Source organism: Neorhizobium sp. PAMB6630, assembly GCF_058242775.1.
Genome location: NZ_JBZAYV010000002.1, coordinates 1,333,198 through 1,347,153 on the forward strand (window position 1 = coordinate 1,333,198; position 13,956 = coordinate 1,347,153).

12 protein-coding genes are annotated in these 13,956 nt (G+C 59.9%); 9 read left to right on the plus strand and 3 right to left on the minus strand.

Going from position 1 to position 13,956, the window contains the following annotated elements; all coding sequences use genetic code 11:
• Positions 1–4: 4 nt before the first annotated feature.
• Entirely contained in the window at positions 5–1,045 is a 1,041-nt protein-coding gene (locus tag AC4CWF_RS24825) for a tartrate dehydrogenase (protein WP_491286464.1), read from the plus strand.
• A 22-nt stretch (positions 1,046–1,067) separates the two neighbouring features.
• A complete protein-coding gene (locus AC4CWF_RS24830) occupies positions 1,068–2,525 on the plus strand; it encodes an NAD-dependent succinate-semialdehyde dehydrogenase (protein ID WP_491286466.1) in 1,458 nt (485 codons plus the stop codon).
• Between the two features lie 85 nt (positions 2,526–2,610).
• Here the strand turns inward: AC4CWF_RS24830 and AC4CWF_RS24835 are convergent, their stop codons facing one another.
• Together AC4CWF_RS24835 and AC4CWF_RS24840 are read right to left on the minus strand one after the other, a co-directional pair.
• On the minus strand, positions 2,611–3,885 hold the full coding sequence (locus AC4CWF_RS24835) for an NAD(P)/FAD-dependent oxidoreductase (RefSeq protein WP_491286468.1): 1,275 nt from the start codon (positions 3,883–3,885) through the stop codon (positions 2,611–2,613).
• A 14-nt stretch (positions 3,886–3,899) separates the two neighbouring features.
• Positions 3,900–4,568 carry a haloacid dehalogenase type II gene (locus tag AC4CWF_RS24840; RefSeq protein ID WP_491286470.1) on the minus strand — a complete coding sequence of 223 codons (669 nt, stop codon included), beginning with the start codon at positions 4,566–4,568 and terminating at the stop codon, positions 3,900–3,902.
• A 328-nt stretch (positions 4,569–4,896) separates the two neighbouring features.
• Between AC4CWF_RS24840 and AC4CWF_RS24845 the strand changes: the two genes are divergently transcribed.
• From AC4CWF_RS24845 to AC4CWF_RS24875, 7 genes are all read left to right on the plus strand, one after another.
• Complete coding sequence (locus AC4CWF_RS24845; protein WP_491286471.1) at positions 4,897–5,736, plus strand: GNAT family N-acetyltransferase; 840 nt, start codon at positions 4,897–4,899, stop codon at positions 5,734–5,736.
• Positions 5,737–5,749: 13 nt separating this feature from the next.
• The gene (locus tag AC4CWF_RS24850) at positions 5,750–7,126 is read left to right on the plus strand and encodes an aspartate aminotransferase family protein (protein ID WP_491286473.1); all 1,377 of its coding nucleotides are present in this window, start codon (positions 5,750–5,752) and stop codon (positions 7,124–7,126) included.
• A 249-nt stretch (positions 7,127–7,375) separates the two neighbouring features.
• The gene (locus AC4CWF_RS24855) at positions 7,376–8,089 is read left to right on the plus strand and encodes an HAD-IA family hydrolase (protein ID WP_491286474.1); all 714 of its coding nucleotides are present in this window, start codon (positions 7,376–7,378) and stop codon (positions 8,087–8,089) included.
• A gap of 80 nt (positions 8,090–8,169) precedes the next feature.
• On the plus strand, positions 8,170–9,780 hold the full coding sequence (locus AC4CWF_RS24860) for an ABC transporter substrate-binding protein (protein ID WP_491286476.1): 1,611 nt from the start codon (positions 8,170–8,172) through the stop codon (positions 9,778–9,780).
• A gap of 117 nt (positions 9,781–9,897) precedes the next feature.
• Positions 9,898–10,881 carry an ABC transporter permease gene (locus AC4CWF_RS24865; protein ID WP_491286478.1) on the plus strand — a complete coding sequence of 328 codons (984 nt, stop codon included), beginning with the start codon at positions 9,898–9,900 and terminating at the stop codon, positions 10,879–10,881.
• 2 nt (positions 10,882–10,883) lie between these two features.
• Positions 10,884–11,726, plus strand: a complete 843-nt coding sequence (locus AC4CWF_RS24870) for an ABC transporter permease (RefSeq protein ID WP_491286479.1) — start codon at positions 10,884–10,886, stop codon at positions 11,724–11,726.
• A complete protein-coding gene (locus AC4CWF_RS24875) occupies positions 11,727–13,379 on the plus strand; it encodes an ABC transporter ATP-binding protein (protein ID WP_491286481.1) in 1,653 nt (550 codons plus the stop codon).
• Between the two features lie 52 nt (positions 13,380–13,431).
• Here AC4CWF_RS24875 and AC4CWF_RS24880 read toward each other — a convergent pair whose 3' ends face one another.
• Positions 13,432–13,908, minus strand: a complete 477-nt coding sequence (locus AC4CWF_RS24880; RefSeq protein ID WP_491286483.1) for an Lrp/AsnC family transcriptional regulator — start codon at positions 13,906–13,908, stop codon at positions 13,432–13,434.
• Between the last annotated feature and the right edge of the window lie 48 nt (positions 13,909–13,956).

A 13,956-nucleotide genomic window follows, 5' to 3' on the forward strand; every position in this document is an offset into this window, starting at 1 on the left:
CACGATGAAAACCCACAGGATTGCCCTTATTCCAGGCGATGGCATCGGAAGCGATGTCACCGCTGCTGCCTGGTCCGTGCTGCAAAAGACTGCCGGCTCGGCCGGTTTTGTACTTGATGGCACCGAATTTCCTTGGTCCTGCGCCTTCTACAAGGAAACCGGCGCGATGATGCCGCAAGATGGTATCGAGACACTGCGCCGTTTCGATGCGATCCTGCTCGGCGCGGTTGGCTGGCCGCAGCAGGTGCCGGATGCGGTTTCGCTGCACGGCCTCCTGCTGCCGATCCGCAAGAGCTTCGTGCAATATGCCAATATCCGCCCCCATCGCCTGCTGCCGGGGGTTGAGGGGCCGCTGAGGGCCGACGCTTTCGACATCCTCTGCATCCGTGAAAACACCGAGGGCGAATATTCAGGCGCCGGCGGCCGCATCCATCAGGGCACAGCCGATGAAGTGGCGGTCGAAACCTCGATCTTCACCCGCACAGGCGTTGAACGTATCCTGCGTTTCGCCTTCGAACAGGCGCGCAACCGCCGCGGAACACTTGCCTCCGTCACCAAGTCGAACGCGCAGAAATACTCGATGGTTTTCTGGGACGATGTCACCCATCAGCTCGCAGCCGAGTATCCGGATATCGAAGTGACGAGCTACCACATAGACGCAATGGCCGCGCGCATGGTCATGGCGCCGGAAAGCCTCGACGTCGTCGTTGCCTCCAATCTCTTCGGCGACATCCTCACCGACCTTGGCGCCGCCATCCAGGGCGGGTTGGGCTTTGCCGCATCCGCCAACATCAATCCGGACAGAAGGGCACCGTCAATGTTCGAGCCGGTGCATGGGTCTGCGCCCGACATCGCCCATCTCGGCATTGCCAACCCGATCGCCACCATCTGGTCTGGAGCGATGATGCTCGACCACCTGGGCGAAACCGACGCGGCCGCTGCCATCATGGCGGCCATCGAACGCACCACGGCGCGCGGCATCGGCACCATTCCAGGCAAGGACCGGACAGAAGCGATTACCGCCGCCATTCTCGCGGCACTTTGATCCATTGGGACAGGACAAAACGATGCAGACCTTGAAAGAACCCGGGCTTTTTCGGCAACACGCCTTGATCGGCGGCCAGTGGATGCCGGCGGCGTCAGGCAACACGATCGACGTGATCGATCCGGCCACCCAATCCGCGGTCGGCACCGTGCCGGACATGGGCACGGCCGAGACGCGCGCGGCCATCGACGCAGCCTCTGCCGCCTATGCCCCCTGGAAGAAGAAAACCCATGCCGAACGGGCCGCCTTGCTGGAAGCCTGGCATGGGCTGATGCTTGAGCACATCGATGACCTTGCGCTGATCCTGACGACAGAACAGGGCAAGCCATTGGACGAGGCCCGCGGTGAAATCCGCTACGGCGCCTCCTTCGTCAAATGGTTCGCCGAGGAAGCCCGGCGCATCGAGGGCCACACCATCCCCTCGCCCACCCCGGACCGGCGAATCGTCGTCCTGAAGGAGCCGGTCGGCGTTTGCGGCATCATCACGCCCTGGAACTTCCCCAATGCGATGATCACCCGCAAGATCGCCCCTGCGCTTGCCGCCGGCTGCACCGTAGTGATCAAGCCTTCCGAATTCACGCCCTTTTCAGCGCTGGCACTTGGTTGGCTCGCCGAAAAGGCCGGCATACCTCACGGCGTCATCAATATCGTCACCGGCATGCCCACAGACATCGGCACCGAAATCATGGCGAACGACATGGTGCGAAAAATCTCGTTTACCGGCTCAACCCGTGTCGGTTCGCTGCTGATGCGCGGCGCAGCCGACAGCGTGAAGCGGCTTTCGCTCGAACTTGGCGGCAATGCGCCCTTCATCGTCTTTGATGACGCCGACCTCGATCTGGCGGTTGAAGGTGCCATCGTCTCCAAATTCCGCAATGGCGGACAGACCTGCGTCTGCGCCAACCGTATTCTCGTGCAGGCCAGCGTCTATGAGACCTTTGCCGAAAAACTCAGCAGCCGCGTCAACGCCATGAAGGTCGGACCCGGCACCGAAGCGGGTGTTTCCATTGGACCGATGATCAACGAAGCCGCCATCGCCAAGATCAACCGCCATGTCGAAGACGCGCTCGCCAAGGGCGCGACGATTGTGACCAGCCGCACCGACATGCCGGCCGGCGAACACTATGCCGCGCCCATGGTCCTGACAGGTGCCACAACGGACATGCTGCTTGCCAGTGAGGAGACCTTTGGCCCGGTGGCGCCGCTTTTCCGCTTCGAAACCGAGGAAGAGGCGCTGACAATCGCCAATGGCACGCCCTACGGCCTTGCCGCCTATTTCTACACGGAAAGCCTGAAGCGCGCCTGGCGTGTCGGCGAAGCGCTGGAATTCGGCATGATCGGCCTCAACACCGGCGCCATCTCCACCGAAGTCGCCCCCTTTGGCGGCGTCAAACAGTCAGGCCTCGGCCGTGAAGGTGCAAGGGCCGGCATCGAGGAATACCTGGAAATGAAATCCTTGCACATCGGCGGGCTCGCCTGAGCCTTTTATAATCTTCATGAAAGCAAAGGGGAAGTTGCCGATGCAACTCCTCCTTTTGCGTGCCAGCCCCAGACCATACTTGGCGTTACTGGAACCGGTCGAGCGCCTTGTAATAGAGCCCCACCAGCGGCAGGAACCAGGGTGTGCCGAAATGGCCGGGAACCGCCGGCCAGTCGAGGCCCTTCAGCGGATTGCGATCCGGCCGTCCGAGCATGGCATCGGCCATGGTCATGCCGAGATGGGTGGACAGCTGTGCGCCATGGCCGGAATAGCCCATCGCAAACCACACCCCATCGTGATAACCCGCCCGCGGAAACCGGTCGCTGGTCATGTCGACCAACCCGCCCCAGCAATAGTCGATCTCGACCTTGGCCAGTTGCGGAAAGAGCCGGACGAGGCTGTCGCGGAGGATCGCGCCGCCCTTGGCATCGGATCGCTGGTCGGACGTGGCAGAGAAACGCGCCCTGCCGCCAAAGATCAGCCGGTTATCCGGCGCAAGGCGCCAGTAATTGCCGATATTCATCGAGTTCACGCAGGTGCGGTTGCCCGGCATGGTGGCTGCGACTTCGGCATCCGTCAGCGGCCGTGTGGCGATGATAAAGCTGCCGACCGGGATGATGCGGCGGCGGAAGTAGCGGAAACTCGCGCGGGTATAGGCGCCGGTGGCGATCAGAACCTGATCCGCCGTCACAATTCCCCTTGCAGTCTTGAGAACATGCCGGCCGCCCGGCTGGGTATGCTCGGTGACCGCCGCCTTCTCGGCAATGACCGCACCGCTGCGGCGTGCCGCCCCGGCCAGGCCGACAACATAACGGCCCATATGCATCATCGCGCTCTTCTTCGACAACATCGCGCCATCGAAAGGCGAGCCGACCTCATCCTTGAGGTCAGCGGACGAAAGCAGTGCCGTATCGGGGTCCACTTCGGCATGAACAGCCTCGAAATTCTTCGCGATGCTGTCGAAATGCTGCGGCTTGGAGGCAAGCTTCAGTTTACCTGCCCGGCGGAAATTGCAGTCGATACCCTCCTCGGCAATGATGGCCTCCAGCGTATCGATCGAGGCATCCAGCGCCTGGTAGAGCGCAATGGCGCGCTCCTTGCCGATCTCCGCCTTTGCCGCAAGATAGCTGTGCGCCAGGCCATTGTTGAGATGGCCGCCATTGCGCCCCGACGCGCCGTAACCGACGGTTTCCGCCTCCAGCACGATCACCTTGGTCCCGGCCCTGGCAAGCTGCCGTGCCGCGCCAAGCCCGGTGAAGCCGCCGCCGATCACCGCGACGTCGTAGTGACCTTCGATCGGCCCTTCGACAGCGCCATCGAAGGCGGATGCCGTATCGTGCCAGTAGGAGAGGTATTTCATGGTTGTGCCTTTCCTCAGAGCCCGACGACACCAGGCAGGCCAGAGATGTCAGCGATCTCGACATAGCCGTAGTAGGGATTGGCTGGTTCATGTCCGCGGTTGACCCAGACCTTGTTCTTGATCCCGAGATCATGGGCGGACATCAGGTCGTAACGGAAGGAAGAGGAACAATGCAGGATATCGTCTGGACCGCAGCCGAGCATGTCGAACATATATTCAAAAGCCTGGAAGCGCGGCTTATAGGCATTTGCCTGCTCGGCCGTGTAGACAGCATAAAAGGGTGCGTCGAGCTTTTCGACATTCGACATGATCTGCGCATTCATCGCATTGGAGAGAATGACCAGCGGGATTTCTTTGGCGACCTTGGCAAGACCCGCCGGCACATCCGCATGCGGCCCCCAGCCTGGTACCCGCTCATAAACGAACCGGGCGTCCTCGTCCCTGAAGGCGACATTATTGCGCTTGCAGGCCCGCTCCAGCGCATTGTGAACCACATCCGCATAGGGCTTCCAGTCGCCCATAATCTCGTCCAGACGGTAGGCGGCAAAATTTTTGATAAATTCCAGCATTTTCGGCTCATCAAGACGGTTTCCATAGAGGTCGCGCGCTGCTTCCGCCATCTGGAAATTGATCAGGGTGCCGTGGCAGTCGAAGGTGATGTATTTCGGGCGGAAGGTTGTCATGCGCGTCGTCCTCGATAGGGCGGGGCCTTGGAGCCGGTTTGCTGATGACTGGATCATAAGTCGTCTTCCGGCGACCGCGTCGACTGAATCGCGGGATTTGAAAGCAGAAAGTTCCGTATCTGTCGGCCGGAATGGCATTTGGTTGGGCACGGATCACCCAGTCGGGTTTGGAAATTCCTTTCGAGCGGCGCTCATGCGCGGCTCACAGCATAAGATGCGGCGACCACCTGCTCCTACGGCTGAAGATATCGCAGCCGGTGCTGCCTTCAGACAATCCACCGGCCCGTTGAACGCAACACTTGTGTTCAGGAAATGAAGGTACGACCCCATGCAGATTATCGACATCGCTATTGCGCCCATGGGCGTGGAGCATCTTGAGGATGCCGTCCGGCTGTCGCGACAGGCCGGCTGGCCGCATCGGCCGCAAGACTGGCAACTGGCCCTGGCACTGAGCGATGGATTCGTCGCGATCACGGGCTCCGGCGATGTCGTTGGCACAATCCTGCTCACGTCCTACGGTCGCGACTGTGCAACGATCAACATGGTGATCGTCGACGAGGACATGCGCGGACGCGGCCTTGGGCGACGGCTCATGGAAGCGGCAATGGCGCTTGCCGGTGACCGGCCGTTGCGCCTTGTCGCCACGGCTGATGGACTGCCGCTTTATGAACGGTTGGGGTTTCGGGAAACCGGCACCATCGTCCAGCATCAGGGCATTGCCCTTGCCATCGCGGCGCCGCAAAACATTCACGTTGCAAATGCCGCAGACCTTTCGAGCATTCTCGACCTCGACAGGCAGGCCTACGGCGCCGACCGCACCTCGCTCATTCGCAAACTGGCAGATGTCGGCCAATATGCCGTGATCCGCCGCGACAGCCAGATTTCGGCATTTGCCGCCGTTCGCAGCTTCGGTCGGGGCGACGTGATCGGCCCTGTGGTCGCTGCAAATCTCGATGACGCCAAGTCCCTTGTCTCCCATTTCATCAGCAGCCGGACAGGCGCTTTCCTGCGCGTCGATACCGGCGTTGAAACCGGCCTTGCCCCCTGGCTCACCGATCTGGGCCTTGCCCCTGTCGGCGGCGGCATTGCCATGGCCCGGCCTGCGATCGTTCGACCCGCCACGTCGGCGGTCACCACATTTGCCCTTGCCAATCAAGCACTCGGCTGACCCGGAGATGACAATGTTGAACAATTCCCTCATCGAGCTTGACCGCGCTCACCTCATCCATCCGGTCGCCTCCTACCGGGGACATGAACAGCAAGGTGTGCGTGTCCTGACCTGCGCCAAGGGTGCGACGGTGACCGATGCATCCGGTCAGCAACTCGTCGACGGCTTCGCCGGCCTGTGGTGTGTGAACGCTGGCTACGGACATGAATCGATCGTCGAAGCGGCAGCGCGCCAAATGCGGGAACTGCCTTATGCGACGGCTTATTTCGGCCTCGGCAGCGAACCGGCGATCCGTCTTGCTTCAGAACTTGCCGACCGCGCGCCCGGCGACCTCAACCATATCTACTTTACCCTTGGCGGCTCGGACGCCATCGACAGCACGATCCGATTCATCCGTTATTACTGGATTGCCAAGCGCCAACCCCAACGCGACCAGTTTATTTCCATCGAACAGGGATATCACGGCTCCTCCACGGTCGGCGCGGGATTGACGGCCCTTCCGAATTTTCATGCCGGGTTCGGTATTCCGTTCGATTGGCAGCATAAAATTCCATCCCCCTATCCCTATCGCAATCCCGTGGGCGAGGATGCACAGACGATTATCGAGGCGTCGCTTGCAGCCCTGCGCGCCAAGGTCGAGGCCATCGGCCAGGACCGGGTCGCAGCGTTTTATGCCGAGCCGATCCAGGGGTCTGGCGGTGTCATCGTTCCCCCGAAGGGATGGCTCAAGGCCATGCGGGATCTCTGCCGCGAACTCGATATTCTTTTTGTCGCCGACGAAGTGATCACCGGTTTTGGCCGTACTGGTCCGCTGTTTGCCTGTTCGGAGGACGAAATCGTTCCCGATTTCATGACGACGGCCAAGGGCCTGACCTCCGGTTATGTGCCAATGGGTGCCGTGTTCATGGCCGACCATGTCTATCAGGTGATTGCAGATGGCGCCGGCGCATCGGCAGTCGGCCACGGCTATACGTATTCGGCGCATCCGGTGAGCGCCGCCGTTGGCCTCGAAGTTCTCCGGCTTTACGAAAACGGCCTGCTGGAAAATGGCGTAAAGGCCGGTGCGCGGCTGATGGCCGGTCTTGAGGCACTGCGCGATCACCCTCTGGTTGGCGACGTGCGCGGCCGGGGCATGCTGGCAGCCATCGAACTGGTTTGCGACAAGAAGACGAAGGCGCCCCTGCCCGTCGAAGCCCAGCCGGCACGCCGCATCTTCGACCGGGCCTGGAACAACGGGCTTATCATCCGTGCTTTCGCCAATGGCGTGCTGGGTTATGCCCCGCCGCTGTGCTGCACCGATGATGATATCGACGCCATTCTCGAGCGGACCGTCGAGACCCTCGACCAGACGCTTGAGGATCCGGATGTCCGCCGGGCGTTGAAGGACTGATGGGGGCTTGGCAGTTTGTCCCGAAATATCGCGGCGCCCTGCATTTTAGAATTTTGTGCCGTGCCGTGGCCTCGATTCGGCGCAAACAATACGGTCAACGTGGCAAGCTCTCAGCAATACAAAGGCCCAGCCCCCTTGATTTCAGGGCCTTGACACAAGCCCGGCAACGTTCGGGACCGGGAACAGCATAATCTTTCGTCGTGCATGCCGAGATGGCGCATTCAAGCGTCCGAAACTGGGGATCTGAACTTGAGCAAGTCGCTGCCAGAATTCAAATACATGAGTTTCGACGTCGTCGGAACGCTGATCGATTTCGAAGGCGGGCTGACCTCCTGCCTCAATGAGATGGCGGCGGAAGCGGGCGTGACGATTGACGACGAAGAAGCACTGAGCCTCTACCGGTCTGCCCGTTATGCCGAAGATGCCGATCTGTTTCCGGACGATCTGGTGCGCGTTTACCTGGCCATCGCACCGAAGCTCGGCCTGCCGGCTGATACGGCCCATGGCGAGCGTCTGCGCGATTCCGCAAAAAAGTGGAAAGCCTTTCCAGACAGTGCCGAGGCCATGGCGCGGCTTGCCCGCGACTACCGGCTGATCGCCATGACCAATGCCCGCCGCTGGGCATTTGAGCACTTTTCGGCAGAACTCGGCAATCCCTTCCATGCCGCGTTCACCGCCGACGATACCGGCACCGAAAAGCCCGATCCGGCCTTCTTTCATCACGTCTTCGATTTCGTTTCCGGTGAAGGGGCCAGCAAGGACGATATCCTGCACGTCGCCCAGAGCCAGTACCACGACATCGGCGTCTCGCGTGACCTCGGCATGACCAATTGCTGGATCGAACGGCGCCACGCCCAAAAGGGGTATGGCGGAACGATCGAACCGGCGCAGTTCACCAAGCCGGACTACCACTTCACCTCAATGGCCGGCCTTGCCGATGCCGCGACTGCCGCACGGAGCTGACCGACCATTATCACAAAGACGAGCCAAGCCTGCTTCAAGACGGGCGGCGCGATAACCAGACCACAAAAAAGGGGAATGACATGACCGATAGAACTCTCAATTGGACCCCATCAGACGACACGATGGTTGAAAATGCCATTCGCCGCGGCGCCACGCGCCGCGAGCTTCTCCACATGCTGCTGGCCGGCGGCGTGGCGCTGACCGCCGGCGGCGCTATCCTCGGACGTGCGACCAGCACCCTCGCCGCCACGCCGACATCCGGTGGACACTTGAAGGCTGCGGGCTGGTCGGCATCGACGGCCGACACGCTCGATCCGGCAAAGGCGTCTCTCTCGACCGACTACGTGCGCTGCTGCGCACTCTACAATCGCCTGACTTTCCTCGATAAAGGCGGCGTGACCCAGATGGAGCTGGCCGAGAGCGTCGAAAGCGCGGACGCCAAGGTCTGGACGGTCAAGCTGCGCTCGGGCGTCACCTTCCATGACGGCAAGACATTGTCGTCGCAAGACGTCGTGTTCTCGCTGATGAGACACCTGAATCCCGACGTCGGCTCCAAGGTCAACTCGATCGCCAAGCAGATCACCAGCGTCAAGGCTGTCGACCCGCTGACCGTCGAGATCACCCTGGCCAACCCCAATGCCGACTTGCCGACAATCCTGGCGATGCACCATTTCATGATCGTTCAGGATGGTACGACGGACTTTTCCAAGGGCATTGGCACCGGTGCCTTCAAGCTTGAAAGCTTCCAGCCGGGCGTCAAGTCCGTTGCAGTCAAGAACCCTCACTACTTCAAATCCCAGGGCCCATATCTCGATTCATTTGAATATTTCGCCATCAGCGATGACAATGCCCGCGTCAATGCGCTCCTTTCGGGAGACATTCATCTGGCAGCATCCATCAAGCCGCGCTCGATGAAGCTGGTGGAAAGCCAGCCCGGTTTTGCGCTGTCGCAGACCACGTCCGGCAACTATACCAACCTCAACATGCGTCTCGACATGGAGCCGGGCAACAAGGCCGATTTCGTGGCCGGCATGAAGAACCTGGTCAATCGCGAGCAGATCCAGAAATCGGTCATGCGCGGCCTTGCTGAACTTGCCAATGACCAGCCGATATCGCCAGCAAGCATCTACTACAATGCCGACCTGAAACCGAAGGCCTATGATCCGGAAAAGGCAAAGTTCCATTTCCAGAAGGCCGGACTGATCGGCCAGTCGATCCCAGTCGTCGCGTCCGATGCGGCAACCGCTTCTGTCGACATGGCCACACTGGTTCAACAGGCGGGCGCAGACATAGGCATGAAACTTGACGTGCAGCGCGTGCCATCCGACGGCTATTGGTCGAACTACTGGCTGAAGGCGCCCGTGCATTTCGGCAATATCAACCCCCGCCCGACGCCGGATATCCTGTTTTCGCTACTCTATTCGTCCGATGCGCCATGGAACGAGAGCCAGTTCAAGTCGACGAAATTCGACGCAATGCTGGTAGAGGCGCGTGGCCTTCTCGATCAGGCAAAGCGCAAGGCGATCTATGACGAAATGCAGGTGATGATTTCCGAGCAAGCCGGCACTGTGATCCCCGTCTTCCTGTCCAACGTCGACGCGCTTTCGGCAAAGTTGAAAGGCCTGGAAGCCAACCCGCTGGGTGGCCAGATGGGTTATGCCTTTGCCGAATATGTCTGGCTGGACGCCTGACACGCAACGGGATGGCAAGGTGCCCCGACGGCGCCTTGTCTCCTTCGTCCATAGCGGATCGGTATTTGGCCGACAAATCACCATCCGCCGGACTTTCGCCCCGCGGCATTGTCCGCCATGTTAAAACTCTATCCAGCAGGGGGCCCATTCTTGAGCACGTATGTCCTCAACCTCATTACGGTTCGACTGCTGATCGCTGCCCTGACACTGCTGATCGTGTCATTTGCAGTCTTCTTTGCCACAGCCATGTTGCCGGGCGATACGGCAACCATTCTGCTCGGCCAAGCAGCAACACCCGAAGCTGTTGCCGGGCTGCGCAGTGCCATGCACCTCGATGACCCCGCCTACCTGCGCTTCCTGCGCTGGCTTTTCGGGTTGTTCCGTGGTGATCTCGGCACTTCCTACGTCAACAATGTCGCAGTTGCCGACCTGATTGGCGGCCGTTTTGTCAACACGATGAGGCTTGCCGGCATCACCGCCTTGTTCTCCGTACCGCTGGCGCTGACGCTTGGCATCACGGCGGCGATGTTTCGCGGTTCGCTCTATGACCGCGCTGTCACCATCCTGACGATCGGCATCATCTCGATCCCGGAATTCATGGTTGCCACCTCGGCGGTGCTGGTGTTCTCGGTCTATCTGAAATGGCTTCCGGCGCTATCTTTCGCCAATGATGTGACGTCGGTCGGCCAAATGCTGAAAGTCTTCGCCATGCCGGTGATCAGCCTGACATTCGTTGTCGCGGCACAGATGATCCGCATGACCCGCGCTGCCGTCATCGATACAATCAATACACCCTATGTGGAAACTGCGCTTCTGAAGGGCGCCTCCCGCCCCCGTATGGTGCTGCGTCACGCCTTGCCAAATGCGGTTGGACCGATCGTCAATGCGGTTGCTCTTTCGCTGTCTTATCTTGTCGGCGGCGTGATCATCGTTGAGACCATCTTCAATTATCCAGGCATTGCCAAGCTGATGGTCGACGGGGTGGCCACCCGTGACCTGCCGCTCATCCAGACCTGCGCGATGATTTTCTGTGTCGGCTATCTCAGCCTGATCACGCTTGCAGACATCATTGCCATCCTGGCCAACCCGAGGCTGCGTTGATCATGACCCCATCCGTCACCCTTGCACAAAAGTTCGGTTACCGGTTCAGCTGGGTCGGCATGATCGGCCTGTCGATCATGCTTTTCTGGGGGATCATGGCGCTGATTGCGCCACATATCATTCCCCACCCGGTTGGCGAAATCGTTGACGAGGACTATTTCGGTGCCATCAGCAGCAGGTTCTGGCTGGGTTCGGACTATCTGGGCCGTGACATGCTGTCCCGGATCCTCATGGGCGCCCGTTATACCGTCGGCATATCGCTTGCCGCCGTCTCGATCGCCTGCTTTTCAGGCGTCGTGCTGGGCATGACTGCGGCCGTGGTGGGCGGATGGTTCGATGCGGCAGTGAGCCGGTTTCTCGATGCCCTGAACTCCATCCCAGGCAAGCTGTCAGGCCTGGTTGTTGTTGCAGCGGTCGGCTCATCCATTACCGTTTTGATCGTCACGCTTGCCGTCATCTACACGCCCGGCGCCTATCGATTTGCCCGTGCGCTCGCCGTCAACATCAACACCATGGACTATATCACCGTCGCGCGCACCCGCGGCGAAGGGCTGGTCTACATCATCGGCTCGGAAATCCTGCCGAACATCATCGGGCCCGTGCTTGCGGATCTCGGTCTTCGCTTCGTCTTCATCGTGCTGCTGCTGTCCGGACTGTCCTTTCTCGGTCTCGGCGTACAACCGCCTTATGCAGACTGGGGCGCGCTTGTGCATGAAAATGTCGGCGGCCTGCCATTCGGCGCCCCTGCCGTCATAGTTCCCTCTCTGGCAATCGCCAGCCTGACCATCAGCGTGAACCTCCTGATCGACAACCTGCCGCAAAAAATCCGCGACCGGAGCGCCTGAATGGAAAATCTCGTCGAAATCCGTGATCTGAAAGTCGAGGCCACCACCGATTCCGGCCGTCGCGTCGACATTATCAACGGCGTAAGCCTGGATATCGCGCCCGGGGAAATCGTTGCGCTGATTGGCGAAAGCGGATCGGGCAAGACCACCATCGCCTTGACGCTCATGGGCTATACCCGCTCGGGTTGCCGCATTTGCGGCGGCCAGGTCCGGATCGCCGGCAAGGACATGGTGACGCTGAGCGAACGTGAACGCGCCGGCATCCGGGGCACCCAGGTCGCCTATGTGCCGCAGTCGGCAGCCGCCGCTTTCAATCCCGCCAAACGCATCATCGACCAGGTGATCGAAGTCACCCGCATCCATCATCTGATGCCGGTCGATGAAGCGCGACACAAAGCCATCGACCTGTTTCGCGCGCTCTCGCTGCCCAATCCAGAAACGATCGGCAGCCGCTACCCCCACCAGGTGTCCGGTGGCCAGCTCCAGCGCCTATCGGCCGCGATGGCGCTTATCGGCGACCCGAAGCTTGTCATCTTCGACGAGCCGACAACCGCCCTCGATGTCACCACCCAGATCGAGGTGCTGCGGGCCTTCAAGTCGGTGATGAAGGCGGGCGGCATTTCGGGTGTTTACGTGTCGCACGATCTTGCCGTCGTCGCGCAGATTGCCGACCGCATCGTCGTCCTGCGCAATGGTAAAGTACAGGAAGCCGGCACAACGGCTGATATCTTGTCGCGCGCCCAGCATCCGTACACACGTGAGCTGTTGGCGGCCTTTGAACCCAAGCCGCGTGACCATGAGATTGGGGTGGAAGACAGAAAAGTCCTTCTCGAGGTCAGTGATCTTGTTTCCGGCTACGGCCCGATCCAGGTGGACGGACTACCGCTCGTTCAGGCCGTAAAGGACGTCAGCCTGACAGTCAAAAAGGGCCGCAATCTCGGTATCATCGGTGAATCCGGTTGCGGGAAATCAACGCTTGCCCGGACGATTGCTGGGATCCTGCCTGCGTATTCCGGCAATCTCCTTTTCGACAACCGAGAGCTTGCAGGCACTGTACGGCAACGCAGTCGCGAGCAATTGCGCGAAATGCAGATCGTTTTCCAATATGCCGACACGGCGCTTAATCCGGAAAAGTCGATAGAAGAGATCCTCGGCCGGCCGCTGCAATTTTACCACGGCCTCAAGGGCAAACAGAAAGACACCCGCATCGACCAGTTGCTCGATATGGTGCATCTGCCGAAATCGCTTCGCCACCGGCGGCCACAGGAGCTTTCAGGTGGTCAGAAACAACGCGTCAATTTTGCGCGCGCGCTTGCCGCTGAACCGAAGCTGATCATTTGCGACGAAATCACGTCAGCTCTCGACACGGTGGTAGCTGCAGCCATCATCAGTCTTCTGAAGGAGCTGCAGCGCGAGCTTTCGCTGTCCTATATCTTCATCAGCCACGATCTGTCGGTGGTCGAAGCAATCTGCGACGAGATCGTCGTGATGTATGGAGGCCGAAAGGTCGAGGAGATCACACCGGCACAGCTCAAGGCACCGCAGCATCCCTATTCGAAACTGCTGTTTTCTTCGGTTCCGAAACTCGATCCGGCCTGGCTGGATGCGCTCGAACTTGATCCGGAACTGGTCAGGACATATGGCCACACCTGACGCGGGCGGCCATTTGCGGCCGTCTGCACTCTGTAGATCGAGCCGAAAGACCCTATAGCGGGAACAGGCTGGTCAAGGGCATATGCGCCTTGACGATCGGCGACTTCAGCACGACGAAGCTAAAGTATTTGTCGATACCGATATCCATGTCGGTCAGCCGTTCCATGATCCCCTGATATTCGCCGATGCCGGCGGTGACGAACTTGATGAGATAGTCGTATCCGCCCGACACGAGATGGCATTCGATCACCTGATCGATCTTCTCCACAACGGAGAGGAACCGCGCAAAATCGATCTGGCGGTGGTTCTTCAGGGTGATTTCGGTAAAGACCGTCAGCGTCTGACCGAGCTTGCCAATATTGATCTGCGCGGAATAGCCGACGATATAACCTTCCTGCTGAAGCTTCTTGACGCGCATCAGGCATGGACTGGGCGACAGGTTGACCAGGTCGGCAAGCTCGACATTGGTGATGCGGCCATTTTTCTGCAGCTCATAGAGAATCTTGATGTCGATCCTGTCGAGTTTCATCTACGCTCGTCTCCGATAGGCGCCGAAAAGGCTGCGGAATTATATGCT